Here is an 18,198-nt window from a genome sequence, read left to right as displayed (position 1 = left end):
CAAAGGTAAAAGACTGCACTTTAAGACTTATTTTATGCATTTTCAAACACTTTTTATGACTTCTAAAAAATATTATTAATAATGTCATCTAGTTTTCAATACTACTTGCTATATAAAATTTTTTTCTATATAATAAACTTTGAACGCATTTTAAGCTATTCAATACTAAATACTGAAAAGAGGTTCATAAATATAACTATGAATGATGATAATAAAGCGTTTATTAACGCACTTTTAAAGAAATTAGTAAAACTTAATTATATAAAGCCAAATGATGTTCCTAACATCAATCTATATATGGATCAGGTGACAACTTTCATGGACGAACATTTAAGCGATGTGAAGCGCCATGAGGATGATAAGATTCTTACAAAGACTATGATTAACAACTACACTAAGAATAACTTATTACCTGCCCCTGTTAAGAAGAAGTATTCAAAGGAGCACATTTACATCCTTACTTTCATTTATTATTTCAAGAACATCTTGTTTATAAGTGATATTCAAAAGATACTTAATCCTTTGACAGATAAGTTCTTTGATACTGATTCAAAGCCAGATCTTGAGACTATTTACAATGAGATTTACTTACTTGAGAAGACTCAGATTGACTACTTATCAAAGGATGTTATTAAGAAGTCAGAAATTGCCAATGATTCTTTTAAGGATGTTGAGGACGAGGATGAAAGAGAATTCTTACAGCTCTTCTCTTTAGTATGCCTTTTAAGCTTTGATGTTTATATGAAGAAGAACATCATTGAGAACTTAATCGATGATTTTAATGCTAAGCAGGAATCAAAGAAGAAGAAGGCTGTTAAAGCTGAGAAAAAGGAAGCTAAAAAAGAAGCCAAGAAGGAATCTAAGAAAGAAAGTAAATAATTAATAAATTAAAAAAGTCCCTATAATAGATTATCTATTATAGGGCTTTATTATTAACTATTATTCTTCGTCATTTAATAGGTGTAATCTATCAAAGACCATATCATAGCCATCGTTACCGTAATTAAGGGAACGATTCACACGGCTAATTGTTGCTGTTGATGCACCAGTCTTCTCGGCGATATCTAAATATGTCTTATGTTCTCTTAACATCTTAGCTACCTCGAATCTCTGCGATAATGAAAGTAATTCATTAATTGTGCAGATATCTTCAAAGAATTCGTAACATTCTGACATATCCTTAAGGCTTAATATTGCGTTAAATAATTGCTCAACCTCTGGTGTTTTTAACTTATTGTTCATCAGATAGTCTCCTTTATAGTTAATTCATACAAGTCAATTACTACAATAAAACAGACATTTCATTATTATAAATTCCTCTAAACTAAATGTCTTTTACTTTACAATTTTACCACTCTAAAGTTTTACAGTAAAGAGTTTTTCCTAAAATTAATACTTCTTTATAGAAAATTCCCGACATGAATTCTAAACCATCTAATTAAAATTTTCAAGCGTTAAAGTATACTATTCTAACTTTAGGCTAGTCTTGCATTCTGGCAATTTAACAGATAAGTCTCTTCGTGAATGATCAAGGCCAATGGCTGTGTCTGAAATATTAAAGTAAGTGTATGAATAAGCCCCTGTTGCCTCTCCTAGGGCATCATCCCAAGAAAGGTCCACATTATAATATTCTCCATTTATATAGACAATATTCCAAGCGTGATTTCCAGTGCCAACGTAACCTGAGCAAAAGTAGCAAGGTATATTTAGCTGCATTAAAATGTATTGAAAAGCCCTAGCATAACCTGCGCAAACACTTTCTTTATTTACCAGTGCAGAATAAGCACTTTGATTCATCTCAGAATCATTTACATAACTACAATTCTTTTGAAGCTGCTCGTAAACATACTGTTCCTTTTCAAGGTCTGTCTTTAAGGCAGAGGCTTCATTTATAATTTCTGCAGCCGCCTTTAAAAACTTAGTCCTACTAGTTTGTAGCGAGCTTGCTGTGGTGTTATATTCTAGCTCCACAGATAAAACCTTACCGGAGCTTGTATAACAATAGGTGTAATTAGTGTTAATGTAGAATAACTCCGGATGGTCTGAAAATATAGCAATCATTATATTTTTAATGCTAGAAATGGTAACGCTATTAACTAATGTAACACTAGTTTCAAGCTTAGTTATGGCCTCATAAATTTGGTCATAATCAAGGGCCTCATCCTCTGATAGCATGGCCCTATACGGATAAGTTGCTGCACTAAATTCATAACTACTTTCATAATCGTTATCGCTATCACTATCTGCTGCAACCTCACTTACCTGCTTACCAGTACCATTGGCTATATCTAAATCTGCCCTTTGATTATCACTAGAAATAAGCTTACTTGGATCATAAGTCTCTTCTTCTTTAACCTTTGCTAAAATGTTGTCGAGATTTTCTATGTTTTCTCCTGTAAGCTTATCTGGATTATCTAGTTTTGATGCAACAGTTTCAGCGGGCTGTGTTTCATTTTCATAAGAATTAGTCTCCCCTAGTTTTGTAAAGACATAAATCACCAAAACTGCTGCAAATAAAAGAATCGAGGCCTGTATTATTTTCAAATACCTATTATTCATAAATCCCCCACTCCCAAATTGTTCACCTTCTAAAAAAGCTTTAGGCCCATAATGAACCTAAAGCTTATCATTACTATATTTATTATACTACTCTGTTCTTAAAGCTACAACTGGATCTTTCTTAGCTGCGATTCTAGCTGGAACTAAACCTGCAATTAATGTAAGAATCATACTGATTATGATAAGTACGATTGCGCCAGTAACTGGGAGCTGAGCAACATTTTTTATAGATGTTAAATTGTAAATAATGGCGTTGGCCGGTATGCAAAGGATAAGTGTAATAATTATACCTAGTGCGCCGGATACGAAGCCTTCAATAAGTGTCTCTGCATTAAAGATATGTGAGACATCCTTCTTTGAGGCACCAATTGATCTAAGTACACCGATTTCCTTAGTTCTTTCAAGAACTGAAATGTATGTAATAATTCCAATCATGATTGAAGATACCACAAGGGAAATGGCAACAAAGGCAATTAATACGTAAGAAATGGCATTAATAATAGTTGTTACGCTACTCATAATGATTCCTACATAGTCTGTGTAGCTAATTGTGTTGTCTTCATTTCCAGCATCTGTCTGCATCTGATTATAATCTGCAATTATATCTTCGATTTTTTCCTTAGCATCAAAACCTGTTGCGTAAATATCAATTCCCGATGGGCTTGATAGGTCGCATATACCAAGGATTGACTTGTTTCCTTCAAATGTAGCATCTGTTGTCTGGCTTAAAACTGACTTAAAGCTTTCTAATACCTGCTCTTCTGTCATCTGCGAAATCATGGCATTTGTTGCTGCTGCCTCTGATTCTGAAAGAGTTGCAATATAGGCATAAACGTCTTCCATTGTAATCTCTTCGTCTTCACCTGCATTAAATTCAATTCCTGTAAATACATCTACATCCTGATTTGCAAGCTGCTGCTTAACGATTTCGCTATCATTTACCTGATTAATAACGTATTCCACTAATTCCTTAGTGTAACCAATATTGTTAGTCATAGATGTGCTTACTGCATCTTCTGATGGACGAACCACACCAACTACCTTAATATCCGCTGCGTTATTGACTACATTTGTCATATAAACATCATCTTCAGACATATCTTTCCATGTGCCTGTTTCAGAATCGTAATTATAATAATCTGTTGGAAGTACTAACTTATATGAAAGACCAAGTAAGTCATCATAGCTATAACTTGTATTCTCAGTTGTGTACTCCTCGCCTGACATTACTGCCTTATAGAGTTCATCAAACTCATCCATATCCTTTAAACCAAGGGCATATAATGTATAATCATCGATTTCGTTGTTCTCATTAACTGCTAAAACAACCTCGTTATAGGCTGTTGGCCAGTTACCTGCAAGCATTTCATACTGGGAATCAAGTACATCCTGGTCTTCAAGTAACTGCACCCAAGTCTCTGAAGATACGCTAAACATACTTGTGCTTGAGTTCAAGCTTGACTGACTTGTAGTTGTGCTTGCTCCACCATAGAAGCTAGATAACATTGTGTTAGGGTTTAACTGTGTAACCCCCTTTGAAGTATCTGATGAGTAAATGTTTAAAGGCACGCTGTACTTATACTGAATATCCTGTACATAGTCATTAATATTTGACTCGCCACTTTCAACATATTCCTTAAATTCCTTAAGGTTATTCTTTGTAACCTCAGAAACCATAGTATTAAGAAGGTCTGACATGATATTGTAGCTATATACTCTGTTCTCATCTTTTTCTTCTCCTGATGAATCTCCATCAGATGAATTTGAGGATTCACCCATAAAGGAACTAATAAGACTACTTACATCCACTGTTTCTGCCTGTAGCTGAATTGGGTAACTTGCAAGAGTCTCTCTTTGCACTCTATCTATGTATAACTGAATACCATTTGAAATAGATAAGATTAGGGCAATACCAATAATACCAATACTTCCTGCAAAAGCTGTTAAAAGAGTTCTAGTCTTCTTTGTCATAAGGTTATTAAAACTTAGAGAAAGAGCTGTCATTAAAGACATGTGAGTCTTTGTAGCCTTCTTTCTTTGTTTTTCAGCCTTCTTCTCAGCTTTATTGGCTTTCTTAGCCTTTTCCTTAGCTTCCTTTATAGCCTGTCTCTTCTTTTCAGCATCGGCATGGGCCTCTTCATAAGTATATGGATTAGAGTCGTCTGTAATATCACCATCAAGAAGCTTTACAATTCTTGTGGAATACTTCATGGCAAGCTCAGGATTGTGAGTAACCATAATGATTAATCTATCCTTTGAGATTTCCTTTAAAAGCTCCATAATCTGTACACTAGTTTCTGTATCAAGGGCACCTGTTGGCTCATCTGCAAGTAAAATATCTGGGTTGTTTACCAAAGCTCTTGCAATGGCAACCCTCTGCATCTGACCACCCGATAGCTGATTTGGTTTTTTATGCAAATGTTTCTTTAAACCTACTTTTTCAAGAGCCTCGCTAGCTCTAAGTCTTCGCTCAGACTTTGAAACGCCTGATAAAGTTAAGGCCAACTCTACATTTGCCAAAATAGTCTGATGAGGAATAAGATTGTAACTCTGGAATACGAAACCAATGGAATTGTTTCTGTATGCATCCCAGTCTCTATCCTTATAGTCCTTTGTTGAAATACCATTGATTTTTAAGTCACCTTCTGTGTACTTATCAAGACCGCCAATGATATTAAGCATTGTTGTCTTACCACAACCCGACTGACCAAGAATAGAGACAAACTCTGAATCTCTAAATCTTAGGTTAATGTCCTTTAGGGCTGTAACAGTCATGTCTCCGCTGACATAATCCTTACGAATATGATTGAGCTCTAACATAATCATCCTCCTAATTAATTTCACGCTATTAATTTGTGTGCAATGTGTGTTTATAATATAAAAGTTTTATATTCCTTTAATATATTTTCCTCATTTTCTCACTGCTATATGTGATTGTAGCACTAATAAAGCCTACTTGCAATTTAGCTTTAAACAATTTATACTTATTTTGTTTTTTCATATATTTTTTAGATTTATGATAATGGGAGGTTCCATGAAGAGGTTTAATATCTTTTTAACATTAGATAAAACGTCTTCTCTTAAAGTATTATCAAAAGCTAGCGCAATAATCTGTTTAATTGCTGTAATTGCTACAAGTGGACTTATTGTGACATTTTTGCCATATAGTACTTATGCAGATACGCAATCTGATTTAGATGAAGCTAATGAAGAACTAGAAGAATTAAAGAACGCTCAGTCAAGTCTATCTTCACAGTACAGTGACCTTAATGATAGTTTGACAGCAACAGCAGAAAAGATCACTGCTGTTGACGAGCAGATTAAAACTAAACAAGATGAAATCGATAGCTTAAACTCAGAAATCGATGCTCTCAATTCATCCATTGATGAACAATATGAGGCTATGAAATTACGTATAAGATATATGTATGAAAACGGTACAGAGAATCTTTTACTTCAATCTATGATGGAGTCAGGCTCAATGGCAGATTTCCTTGTGAAATCTGAATACATTGTTGAGCTTTCAAACTATGATAGAGAACAGTTGGATTTGCTTAATGAAGAGATAACAAACCGTAATGATGCTATGGCTAATCTTCAAACAGATTTAACAGAACTTGAGACTTTAAAGACTAGTCTTAATTCAGAGACCGCTAATCTTAAGCAGTCCATTTATGATATTCAATCTGAACTTGATACAACCTCAGATTCCATTGCACAAACTGAGGCCCTTTGTTTAGAGTATGAGAAGAAGATTCAGGAAGAGAACATCCAAAGGCAGCTTGCTGCTATTGCAGCTATGCAGGCAGGGGATGAGGTAAGTTACTCAGGCACTAAGCTTGATTATACAGCTACAGACCTTGCAATGCTTGCAGCTATTATTGAATGTGAGGCGGGTAATCAGTCTTACGAAGGTAAATTAGCTGTAGGAAGTGTTATTGTTAATAGAGTTTTAAATCCTAGATTTGGAGATTCTATTACATCAGTTATTTATGCATCAGGCCAGTTTAGTCCTGTTGCTAGTGGTCGATTTGCCATTGTTTTAGCAAGAGGCGCATCCCAGGAGTGTGTTTCTGCAGCCTATGAGGTTTTAAATGGCAACCTTACAACTACTGCCCTATATTTCCATGTTTACAGACCTTCTGTAGATACTGGTGGAACAGTAATTGGTGATCATGTATTTTACTAATCCTTGGAGGAAATTAAATGAAGAAGGCAACTAAAGCATCAGACAACAAATATTATATCGCTAGATATAATGCAGCAAAGACAAACTCAGACTTTGAAAGTAGAGAGACTACTTCTGAAGTTCTTGGAATTGATAGAACAAGACTTGCAAGAATCGAGCTTGGAAATGTTGAGCCATATCCAGAGGAAGTATTACTTATGGCTAAGCACTATAATGCTCCAGAGCTTACTTATAATTTCTGTTCAAATGATTGTCCAATCGGAAGACTTACAATGAAATCCGTAGAGATTAGCTCTTTTGACAGACTTTCATTAAAGATTCTTGGTTCTCTTAATGATATAGAACAATTACGTGGATCTATTATTAACATTTCCGCAGATGGAAAGGTTGATATTGAAGAGCTTGAAGAATTTCAGGCAATTCTTAATTCTTTAGAGGATATTTCTAATAATGCTAAGGCTCTACAGCTTTGGGCAATGAAGAATATCCAACAGCAAAATTAATTTGACTTACAATGATAATACTTAAAAGAGATAAAGGGAAGGAGTTAATTTAAAACTCCTTCCCTTTTCGTATATAAACAATTTATTCTTATATGCTAGTTATATCTAATATAATCTACTAAAATGCTACCTCTCTTCTCATTCTTAATTAAACTATTATGAGAAACAAAGACACCATTCTTAACACCTACCCAGCGTCCTGCCTTAGCTTCACAAGCTAGTGCATAAGAGTAGTTTTTAGAATCAAAGCTAATCTCAAGGCACTGTAATTCACGAGGTGCATTATTTACCTTAAGGCCACCTTCAATGTGGTCCTGATAGCCAATTCTCTTAACGCTATATTTAATATAAACTTCCTTCTCCTCTGACTTAAAGGAATGGAAATCCTTAACATCTTTACTAAGTGCTGTATCTGTTACATTTTCACTAGCATAAGAAACATCACAATCAAAGTTTTGATTACCTGTAACCTTTCTAATGTAGTAACCGTCTGAATCCTTGTAAATTCCAAGAGCGATATAGTTCTGGCCTAGTGCTACACAGCCGGCAAAGTCTCCATTTTCAAGATCCTTAAGACTCATCTTAGTAACACAGCTAAATTCAGGCTCTGCCCACTTACAAAGAAGAAGATTTCTGTAATCACAAACTGGTCTTTGATTAGCACTATCAACGGCATTAAGCTTAATCACTGACTTCTCTGGCATAAACTCTGCCCAGTCTGTTTCAGGATTAGCATTCCACTGCCACTGCATACCAAGACTGTCCTTATCAAACTCATCATCAAGGTCTGGGGCACAAACTGGGAACTTATTACTATCAGCTAAGTCCTTATCTGAGACACCCATATCTGGCTTCTTATATTCAAGAACTGGTGTGCCATATTCCTTTAATGGCCTGCCATTCTCATCCTTTTCATACTCACCGATAATTGGCCAATCCTCATACCAAGTCATTGGCTGCAAATGTGTAATTCTACCTGCAGCATAAACATCCTGGAAGTGAATAAACCAATCCTGGCCTGTTGGAGTATCTATCCAAGCCCCTTGATGAGGTCCATTTACAACTGTGTCCCCTTGTCTTAAAACCATCTTGTACTCATAAGGGCCATAGACATTCTTAGATCTAAGCACTGTCTGCCAACCAGTCTTTACGCCACCTGCTGGTGCAAAAATGTAGTAATAACCGTTTCTTTTATACATCTTTGGGCCTTCAATTGTAACTTGGTCGTTTAAATTACCATCAAAGACGACTTTTTCCTCTCCAATGAGGCTAAGTCCGTCTGCTGCCATCTCAACCATATGTAAAACGCTCTTATAGCCAATTCTACTCTTAGCAACCCCTGCTACTAAATAAGCCTTGCCATCTTCATCCCAGAATGGGCATGGGTCAATCCAGCCTGCTCCTGGTCTAATATTAACGGGCTCAGTCCATTTTCCAAATGGATCCTTAGCAGTTGTCATATAGATTCCCTCATCTGGCATTGGGAAGCATACATAGTAAGTTCCCTCATGATATCTAATTGCTGGCGCCCACACACCGCAACCATGAATAGGGTTTCTGTATCTAAACTCAGGAATCTTAGGAAGAATGTAATTTACCACCTTCCAGTTAACTAAATCCTTAGAATGAAGTAGAGGGAGTCCTGGAGCGTTAGAAAAACTTGACGCTATCATAAAGAAATCCTCTCCTACTCTTATTGCATCAGGATCTGAATAATCTGCATATAGAATGGGATTCTTATAGTTCCCATTGCCTAAATCAGCCATCCACATAAAACACTACCTCCAATTTTTACCATTATTACCTACTTATATTACAATACCTTGGGAGTTTTTACCACATCTTTTATAAATATATTTTCTTAAAGTACAGATTTTTTTAAGTAAATATTAGGTCAAAATAGCCGATATATATTAGGTAAGACGAGTTTGTGTTCATTGCAATTCTCTTACGAAAGGTGGATACAAATGATAATTTCCCAGAGCAACATTTCTATGGCATCCAACAGGAATTATCTAGACCAGAAGGGCTATTCAAAGACTCACAAGACAACTGTTGAAATGGCTACAAAGACAACTTGTTTTAGCGAAAGCTATGATTACTTTTTAAGAAATGAAGCTGAGTCGGCTTACTGTGGTAACGGTCTAGATCAATATGCTAGTTACACAAAGAATGAGCTAAATAACCTACACAATTACTCTGAAGAAACTGTGGAAGAAAATGTAGAATCAGACACAAAAGTTAAAAACACTAACAGGCTAAATGCCCAAACAAAGTTAAATGAGAGTTACTTAATTTCAGAGCAGAAAATCTATCAAAGCCTACTAGCCTACCTTCACGAATTTATGCTAAGAAGTCTTTTTTACAGGGACTTTGATTCAATTACTAGCGAGGGCTTTACAGAAGATAGCTTTTCCTCAAACCAAACTACAGGAAATGACAGTAATTTAAACAGCAAGAGTACAAGCCAACTAGATACGAATTACCTAAATCTTTCATTTAATCAGGGCTATCAGGTTTGGACCCTTGAAACTAACCAAAGCTACAGCTACTACGAAAAAGAGGCTGTAAGCTTTTCAACAACGGGAAGTGCAGTTACAAAGGACGGGCGTAACATTTCCTTTAATCTAGATGTTAGTTTCAGCAGAGAATTTCAGCAAATTAGCCAGTTTAGTAGCTTACAAACCTTTGACAAAATACTTACAGACCCCCTTGTAATAAGTCTAGATGACAATCCTGACATGATTAGCGACAAACATTTTTACTTTGATCTAGATGGGGACGGAGTAGCAGAAGAACACAACAGATTAAATTCAAATCAGGGCTTTTTAGCACTTGATTTAAATGAAGATGGAGAAGTTACAGACGCTAGTGAGCTTTTTGGCACTAGCAGCGGCGACGGCTTTGCAGACCTTGCAAAATATGACTCAGACGGAAATGCATGGATTGACGAGGCCGACGAAATTTACCAGAAATTAAGAGTCTGGGTTATGGATGAGGATGGACAATCACGTTTGCTTAGTTTAAAGGAGGCAGACGTTGGTGCTATATATTTGGGAAGAACAAACAACGATTTTAGATTTACTAACGAAGCTAATGAAAGCCAGGCAAGACTTCGACAGAGCGGCTTTTATCTTCATGAAAATGGAGGCGCTTCCCTAGTTTCACAAATCGACCTTTAATCATTGCTGGATACTTTAAGATAAAAGAAAAACCTTTCAAGGCCCTTAGGGGCTTTGAAAGGTCATTTTTATTCTGTGCAATTTACTAATTTAATATGCTTGCCAAGGCCTCTTTTAGCTGAATACATGGCTGTATCTGCCTTTGAAGAGTAATCCCAAACCTTGGATTTCTTCTCTGGGATTCCACTGCATATGCCTTGAGAAATATAGACATAAGGCAAATCTCTTAATTCTGACATCTCTAGGATCGAATCTCTTAAATTATTGGCCATCTCAAGAATCTTCTCATCGGAATATCCTAAATAGAATATTAAAAATTCATCTCCCCCGTATCTAAAGCAATAAATATCATTTGATTCGATTGCTTTTAGGGCTGTTGCAACAATTATAAGACATAGGTCTCCAACGTGATGTCCATTTTCATCATTAATCTGCTTAAAATGGTCGATATCTAACATCTCAACAGCGTAATTCTTCTTCTCCGTTACTGCTCTAGTAAGCAATGCCTCCACCTTTGAGCTTAGTCTCCATCTATTAGAAAGACCTGTTAACTCATCAATTCCTACTTGCTCCTTTAAAAGCTCATTAGCCCTCTTTGAATCCTCAAGAGAGTTCTGAATGCTAATGTACTTTCTAATAGAATTAGTAGTAAGCATCTTGTAGCTGTTATTATATCTTCTATATCTAATTAATTCCTTATAGAGCTTATCCTTGTCCTTCTCCTCATCGTAAAGGGAAATCTTAAAATCCAAGATTCTAGTCTGAATATATGGGAAATCCATGCCCTTAACAGACTCATCAAAATCCTCCACTAAAGCTAGTAGGATGTCCTTTCTATCCGTCCTTTTTAGAAAATGTAAAAAGTCGAAAATGTACAAAAAGTAATCTACCTTATACTCTGTATCATAGTAGGCCTTAACCGCCTCTTTAAGACAGACCTCCTTCTCCTCTTTAGAAGAAGATACCTTATTAGTATAAATTAACTTTGTAATATAAAAATCCACGCAAAGCTTCTCATCAGGATGTTTCCTTACAATATCCTCAATCTGGTCAATCTTCTTTTTGGTATCATCAAAGAGACCAAATCTATAATAAAGCTTAGCTAGTGTGGTTAGAATAATTATCTCAATAGTCTTTTGTCGTGGGTTTTGATTACATTTTAAAATATGCTTATAAGCCTTCATAGCATATTCCATTGATATGTTAGAATCCTTGATATTATCACTAATTTCGGCATAATTCTCATAGGCAAGGGCTGCAACGAAATCATCCTTTGATTTCTCTGCAAGACTTGCTGCTTCTTTAAAGTTATCTAGAGAATAAACAATCTCGCCTCTTGTGGCATAGAGAATCCCTAGGCTATTAAGACAGCCACCTCTCTTATAGATATTATCTACTGCATCAAACTCTCTTGCCGCCTTATTAAAATAGTTAATGGCATTATCAAACTCACCAAGAGTTAAATAGGCATCGGCTATATAAAAGTCAGCATAACCCATAAGATTAATATCAGAATTCTTCTCTGCTATCTTCTTAAATTCGCACGCTAATTCAATTGTCTTTAAGGGATTCTCAAATCTAATCTTATCCATAAGCTCGATCTGATCTATAATCCCCTGCTCATAGTTATAATCTTGTAATTCTTTCATATCAAACCTTCATAATTTATTGCTAAACCCAATATATATAATAAACGAAATATATAGGTGAAACAAGGCAATTTTGCAAAACTATTGTAAAAATAGTCCCTGTAAAATATTAAAAGCTCCTAGCCTTTTATATGCTTATCAAATATATGATTACATATCTTCTGACTAGGAGCTTTTTAGTTTATTGCGTTATCTATTGATTTAGGATTCTAGTCTGGTTTGCAGACTCTTCCAACACTAATCTTATAAGTGTAAAACTCTTTCCTTAATTTCCTGAGTTCTACCCTGATTCCAGAACTGTGTACCGATGTAACCGCAAGTTCTTCTTGCTACATTCATCTTGTCCTGGTCTCTATTCTTACAGTTAGGGCATTCCCAAACAAGCTTACCATCATCATCAGTGATAATCTGAATCTGACCTGTGTAACCACAAACCTGACAGTAGTCAGACTTAGTATTAAGCTCTGCGTACATAATGTTATCGTAAATGTACTGCATAACTGAAAGAACAGCTGGAATATTATTATTCATATCAGGAACTTCTACGTATGAAATAGCTCCACCTGGAGATAACTTCTGGAATTCTGATTCGAACTTTAACTTATCGAATGCGTTGATTTCCTCAGTTACATGTACATGATATGAGTTAGTAATATAATTTCTATCTGTTACACCTGGAATCTTACCAAATCTCTTCTGTAAGCACTTAGCAAACTTATAAGTTGTTGATTCAAGTGGTGTTCCATATAATGAGAAGTCGATGTTAGTTTCCTTAGCCCACTTCTTACATGTATCATTAAGATAGTTCATAAGCTTAAGGGCAAATTCCTTACCGCCTTCCTGTGTATGGCTAGTACCCTTCATGTAGTATGTACACTCATAAAGACCTGCATATCCAAGAGAAATTGTTGAATAGCCACCGTAAAGAAGCTTATCAATTGTTTCACCCTTCTTAAGTCTTGCAAGTGCACCATTCTGCCAAAGAATTGGAGCTACATCTGATGGTGTACCCTTTAATCTATAATGTCTGCACATAAGTGCTCTTCTACATAAATCAAGTCTTTCGTCTAAGATCTTCCAGAACTTCTCTTCATCCTTGTTAGATGAGCAAGCAACATCAACTAAGTTAACTGTTACAACACCCTGGTTAAATCTACCGTAGTACTTAGGCTTGTTATCTTCATCTAAGTATGTTGTAAGGAATGATCTACAACCCATACATGGATAGCACTGACCATCGCCATTAGCATCAACCTTTAACTGCTTCATGATCTTCTCTGAAATATAATCAGGAACCATTCTCTTAGCTGTACATTCAGCTGCAAGCTTTGTTAAATCCCAATACTTAGAACCTTCATGGATATTATCTTCCTCTAATACATAAATAAGCTTAGGGAAAGCTGGTGTAATCCATACACCCTGTTCGTTCTTAACGCCCTGAATTCTCTGGCGAAGAACTTCCTTAGTTACAAGAGCTAAATCATCTCTTGTCTGGCCTTCTGGAACTTCATCAAGGTACATAAATACTGTTACGAAAGGAGCCTGACCGTTAGTAGTCATAAGAGTGATTACCTGATACTGAATCATCTGAACACCCTTCTTAACTTCTTCATGAACTCTGATTTCAGCTATCTCACGAATCTTCTCTTCTGAAGCTTCAACCCCTGTATCTGCGAGTTCCTTTCTTACCTGCTTAATAAACTTTTCACGGCTAACCTGTACAAATGGTGCAAGGTGAGCAAGTGAAATACTCTGTCCACCATACTGTGAACTAGCAATCTGAGCAATTGCCTGAGTTGCAATATTACATGCTGTTGAGAAACTATGTGGCTTCTCAATCATAGTCTCAGAAATTACAGTTCCATTCTGAAGCATATCCTCAAGGTTAACTAAGCAACAGTTATGCATATGCTGAGCAAAGTAATCAGCATCATGGAAATGTATTAAGCCCTGCTCATGAGCTTCTACTATATCTTGTGGGAGAAGTAATCTCTTAGTAATATCCTTACTTACCTCACCTGCCATGTAGTCTCTCTGGACACTGTTAACAGTTGGGTTCTTATTAGAGTTCTCCTGCTTAACTTCTTCGTTGTTACATTCAAGCAAACTTAAAATCTGTTCATCTGTTGAATTAGACTTTCTTACCAATGCTCTCTTATATCTGTATGTGATATACTTTCTTGCAACGGCGAAAGCTCTTAAATTCATAATCTGGTTCTCAACTAAATCCTGAATTTCTTCTACATTAAGAGATCTACCCATTTCATCACATATCTGTTCTACATTCTCTGAAATAGTACGAATCTGTTCTGATGATAATCGTTCGCTATGTACGACTTCATTATTGGCCTTAGTTACAGCATTAACTATCTTCTCAATATCAAATGTAACTTCTGAACCACTACGTTTAATAATCTTCATAATTGCTCTCCCCTTATAATTTTATGTCTCGAAAATTGTCTTTACGACATCTTTTCTATAATATCACATCGTTTATTTTTTAGGTACCATCTTACAAGAATATCTAAATTAAAAACATTCTTGACAAATCTTCGTATTGCTTAAGCTATTATTATAGTACAACATATTGTGCTTTTAGTCAATAATAAAATACAATATGTTGTGTATGCATAAAAATAGCTGCTATAAATGCTAAAGTAATCTAACATTCTTAGCAGCTACTTTTGCTATGAAACATAATCAAAATGAAACTTTCTTACTTATAAATTTCTGACCAACGAGAAACCATCTCTTCTGCCTCTACCTGAGAAGATACCTTAGTTACAATTACTCCATCTAAGTAGATTTCATATACTGGGAAAAGCTTTGGGCTATCACCATGTCTTACTTCTACTTTGTTGTACTTTACTCGTTCCATAATTTACCCCCGATTTTTTATTCTTAGTTTTTTGTCATAAAAGGCGCATAAAACTACATCTTGTGTCTGCAAAATCAAGTAATAGTCTTATTTTATTCACATGCCTTCCCTATATGTTGTATTATATCATGGTTCATGCCAAAGATAAACACTATATTTAGTATTGGTACCAAAGGACTAATACCAGACTATATACCCCCAAGATATTTACCACTTTTTAATATAATTGTCGAACAATTAATGTATTATTGTCTTAATTGCTGCAATATTATATAATTATATTAGGAAAATGTGATTATAGAAATGTGAACAAAATATAATAAAGCTCTATAAAGGAGAAAATCAATGAGTGATAATACTATTTACGTTGATGATTTTGAAAGATCCAACAGATTGAATCGACGTATCGCTACTATTGATGCCTATTATCTGGCTATTGTAGCTAATAAGCCTTTCACAGAATACTTTGGTGATACTAGATTTTCTAACCTGACAGAATTTGTTGCCGAGGAAGAAAAAATTAATCTCATGGATTTTATAGACAGCTATGAAGGAAAAGAATTAAAGGGAATTTTCCACTTTAGAAATCACAAGGGGGAAATGCGCCTAAATCTCATTACTTTATTTGCCCAAAAGACCTCATCTGCTAGAAGCGAGATAAACATTGAAATGGTCGATGTTGAAAGCCTTGCAAATATTAATGAGCTTTTACTTGATGACATTAAGAAGGGGCGAGCTCTCTTTGGCCTAACAAAGGAATATACCTTTACCTATGATATGTCTAATGACATTTTTAAAATGTGCCGCTATGACATATTTTCAAAAGACACCATCTATAAGATGAGCCTGATTCAGTGGCGCGAATTCATGATAAATGAAGGCTTTATAGCAGAATCTGACATTGGCCTATTTAAAAACCTCGTAGGGCAGATTCTATCCTACGAACAGAGTTTTAGCGCAAAGATTACAACTAGTATGCGTACCCAAAAGCAGATCATGGAGAAGCTCATTTTTACAGGCATGGTCTATAACAAGTATAACGGCGACAAGATTGTTATCGGCAGGATTCTTACTGATGAAAATGCTCACACAAACAGCAATCTTATCGAAATGATTAGCGACCTTTCCTACGATGCTCTAACTGGTGTCTATAACAAAAAGACTATTACAGAGTATGCAAAGAGCCTGATTTCCGCTAATAATGACCACAAACACGACAATTACATGGACGCCTATCCTACAAATCTAGCCATTATCATTCTTGACGTGGACAATTTTAAGAAGGTAAACGACCTTTATGGTCACATGTATGGCGACAAGATTTTGGCAAGGATTGGTAGGAAACTTAAGGAAATCATTGGTGATGGCGGAGTTATTGGACGTATCGGCGGTGATGAATTTTTAATAATCCTCTTTGATATTACTGATGAAAATCTTTTGCGAGGTTATCTAAGAGCGGTTAGAACCCAGATAAAATGGGAGTTTATAAATGATTTTGCGGACTTTAACATAACCTGTTCTATTGGTTCTTCCATCTATCCAAAGGATGCAAGTAACTACGACGAACTCTTTAGAATTGCGGATTTCTGCCTCTATATTGCCAAGGAAAAGGGCCGCGATAGATACGTTTTCTATAGAAAAGAGATTCACGAAGAGGCATATATTAAGAGCATTACAAGTTCGGATAAAAAAAATGTTTCCGGCCGTGAGGTTAACGAATTACGCTATATTTCTAAGGTTATCGAGCATTTTGCAAGGAATAAACGACAAGCTGTATCTGACCTCTTAACTCACATTCAAGAGACCTTTAATGTGGATAGCGTAAACATTTACAGAGGAGAGAATCTCGAGCTTCACAAGACTTTCGGTCAGGTTCTTGATAACTCTTCTAACGCCCTCTACGCAAAGAGTCCAGGCTTTAAGAGCATGCTTTGTGAGAAAATGTTTCTTGAATCTAGCTTTGTTGGCAGAGTTGCAGATGTAGCACCAGAATTTAGTGAGGCTATGCATCAGCGAAATGTTATATGTACAATTCAAATTGTCCTTGGAAATGATATGAATAATATTACCGGCCTTCTAACCATTGATAAGGCAGGAAATGCTCCACAAAAGTGGGCAGAATATGAGATTCAAACTAGCCTGATTGCAGCTTATCTAATAAATGTGCTGATTGCTGATGAGGACAGGCCTTATTTAAAGTAATAGGCAATACATTTTCATAAAAATATAAAGACCTTAAGTCTTCGTGATGTTTCTATACTCACTAAACTTAAGGTCTTTTTTTATTATCTATGCTAAAGCATCTTCTTTTTCTTCATATACCAAATTACAAAAATACAAACCACCACGATGCCTATACAGATTATGGCAAAGCCGTAAGGAACTGTGGCAAATGGCATATATTTCTCTGCAGTGTTCATTCCCCATATTCCTGAAATAATGGTTGGAATGGCCATTAAAACAGTAAGGGATGTAAGTCGCTTCATTACATTATTTAGTCTATTGTCAATTACTGATGAGAGAAGTTGTCTTGTACCATCAATGACATCTCGATAAATAGAGGTCATCTCGATAGCCTGCTGATACTCGACGGTTACATCTTCAAGTAATTCCATATCTTCTGGGTACTGTTCAATTCTTTTGTATCTTCTAAGTCTTTCTAACACGATGCTATTTGACCTAAGCGATGTGGCGAAATAAACCAATGTAGATTCTAATTCATGAAGCTCGATTAAATCCATATCAGTTGTGTTTCCCATAACTCTTTCTTCTATCTCGATTCGCTTCTTATCAATTAAACGAAGGTTTATCTGATAACTTGCTGCGGAACGATAAAGAAGCTGATAGATAAAACGCATCTTCTTTTTAGTGCTAAATTCTTTTATCTTGTTTCGAATAAAATAAGTAAGAATAGGTGTTTCTTCCTTACAAATCGTAATTATCGTATCTGATTTCAAAATAATACCTAAAGGAATTGTGGTATACATCTTCTTCTCATGTCTAACCTCTGGAGTTGGGATATCCACTAAGATAAGAGTATATCCGTCTTCAAGGCTGATACGAGAGCTTTCTTCCTCATCAAGAGCTGTAGCTAAATCGGTTAAATCGATTTCGTACATTTCAGCAATTTCATTTAGCTCTCTGCTTGTGGGGCCAACCATGTTGATCCAGCAACCTTCCTTAGGCTGTTCTAATTGTGATAAAACTCCATGATCAGTTCTAAAAACTTCATACATGA

The 18,198-nt window shown here is 35.7% G+C and carries 13 protein-coding genes; 5 read left to right on the top strand and 8 right to left on the bottom strand.

Annotated elements, in window-relative coordinates:
- The first annotated feature begins 198 nt into the window (after nt 1–198).
- On the top strand, nt 199–879 hold the full coding sequence (locus tag BLQ66_RS02510; RefSeq protein ID WP_027430266.1) for a DUF1836 domain-containing protein: 681 nt from the start codon (nt 199–201) through the stop codon (nt 877–879).
- A gap of 60 nt (nt 880–939) precedes the next feature.
- Here BLQ66_RS02510 and BLQ66_RS02505 read toward each other — a convergent pair whose 3' ends face one another.
- The 3 genes from BLQ66_RS02505 to BLQ66_RS02495 form a co-directional block, all read right to left on the bottom strand.
- Nucleotides 940–1,242: a YerC/YecD family TrpR-related protein gene (locus tag BLQ66_RS02505; protein ID WP_027430265.1), complete on the bottom strand. Its 303-nt coding sequence runs from the start codon at nt 1,240–1,242 to the stop codon at nt 940–942.
- A 222-nt stretch (nt 1,243–1,464) separates the two neighbouring features.
- Complete coding sequence (locus BLQ66_RS02500; protein WP_074520770.1) at nt 1,465–2,559, bottom strand: transglutaminase domain-containing protein; 1,095 nt, start codon at nt 2,557–2,559, stop codon at nt 1,465–1,467.
- A gap of 87 nt (nt 2,560–2,646) precedes the next feature.
- Nucleotides 2,647–5,379 carry an ABC transporter ATP-binding protein/permease gene (locus BLQ66_RS02495; protein WP_074520769.1) on the bottom strand — a complete coding sequence of 911 codons (2,733 nt, stop codon included), beginning with the start codon at nt 5,377–5,379 and terminating at the stop codon, nt 2,647–2,649.
- A 214-nt stretch (nt 5,380–5,593) separates the two neighbouring features.
- On the opposite strand from BLQ66_RS02495, the gene BLQ66_RS02490 reads away from it, so the two are divergent.
- Together BLQ66_RS02490 and BLQ66_RS02485 are read left to right on the top strand one after the other, a co-directional pair.
- Nucleotides 5,594–6,748: a cell wall hydrolase gene (locus tag BLQ66_RS02490; RefSeq protein WP_074520768.1), complete on the top strand. Its 1,155-nt coding sequence runs from the start codon at nt 5,594–5,596 to the stop codon at nt 6,746–6,748.
- Nucleotides 6,749–6,765: 17 nt separating this feature from the next.
- Nucleotides 6,766–7,251: a transcriptional regulator gene (locus tag BLQ66_RS02485; protein ID WP_074520767.1), complete on the top strand. Its 486-nt coding sequence runs from the start codon at nt 6,766–6,768 to the stop codon at nt 7,249–7,251.
- Nucleotides 7,252–7,346: 95 nt separating this feature from the next.
- Here BLQ66_RS02485 and BLQ66_RS02480 read toward each other — a convergent pair whose 3' ends face one another.
- Nucleotides 7,347–9,023: a glycoside hydrolase family 43 protein gene (locus BLQ66_RS02480; protein WP_074520766.1), complete on the bottom strand. Its 1,677-nt coding sequence runs from the start codon at nt 9,021–9,023 to the stop codon at nt 7,347–7,349.
- 195 nt (nt 9,024–9,218) lie between these two features.
- On the opposite strand from BLQ66_RS02480, the gene BLQ66_RS02475 reads away from it, so the two are divergent.
- Nucleotides 9,219–10,433: an SMP-30/gluconolactonase/LRE family protein gene (locus tag BLQ66_RS02475; RefSeq protein WP_074520765.1), complete on the top strand. Its 1,215-nt coding sequence runs from the start codon at nt 9,219–9,221 to the stop codon at nt 10,431–10,433.
- A gap of 68 nt (nt 10,434–10,501) precedes the next feature.
- On the opposite strand, the gene BLQ66_RS02470 is transcribed toward BLQ66_RS02475, so the two are convergent.
- From BLQ66_RS02470 to BLQ66_RS11960, 3 genes are all read right to left on the bottom strand, one after another.
- Nucleotides 10,502–12,082, bottom strand: a complete 1,581-nt coding sequence (locus tag BLQ66_RS02470; RefSeq protein ID WP_074520764.1) for a GGDEF domain-containing protein — start codon at nt 12,080–12,082, stop codon at nt 10,502–10,504.
- A gap of 243 nt (nt 12,083–12,325) precedes the next feature.
- On the bottom strand, nt 12,326–14,503 hold the full coding sequence (nrdD, locus tag BLQ66_RS02465) for an anaerobic ribonucleoside-triphosphate reductase (RefSeq protein WP_074520763.1): 2,178 nt from the start codon (nt 14,501–14,503) through the stop codon (nt 12,326–12,328).
- Nucleotides 14,504–14,798: 295 nt separating this feature from the next.
- Entirely contained in the window at nt 14,799–14,960 is a 162-nt protein-coding gene (locus BLQ66_RS11960) for a hypothetical protein (RefSeq protein WP_155885904.1), read from the bottom strand.
- A 345-nt stretch (nt 14,961–15,305) separates the two neighbouring features.
- On the opposite strand from BLQ66_RS11960, the gene BLQ66_RS02460 reads away from it, so the two are divergent.
- The gene (locus BLQ66_RS02460) at nt 15,306–17,162 is read left to right on the top strand and encodes a GGDEF domain-containing protein (RefSeq protein WP_074520762.1); all 1,857 of its coding nucleotides are present in this window, start codon (nt 15,306–15,308) and stop codon (nt 17,160–17,162) included.
- Nucleotides 17,163–17,254: 92 nt separating this feature from the next.
- Here BLQ66_RS02460 and BLQ66_RS02455 read toward each other — a convergent pair whose 3' ends face one another.
- The gene (locus BLQ66_RS02455; protein ID WP_074520761.1) at nt 17,255–18,196 is read right to left on the bottom strand and encodes a magnesium transporter CorA family protein; all 942 of its coding nucleotides are present in this window, start codon (nt 18,194–18,196) and stop codon (nt 17,255–17,257) included.
- Nucleotides 18,197–18,198 lie beyond the last annotated feature (2 nt).

This window comes from Lachnospira pectinoschiza (assembly GCF_900103815.1).
In the GTDB taxonomy this organism is placed as follows: Bacteria; Bacillota; Clostridia; order Lachnospirales; family Lachnospiraceae; genus Lachnospira; species Lachnospira pectinoschiza_B.
This window is presented reverse-complemented; position numbering and strand designations above follow the sequence as displayed.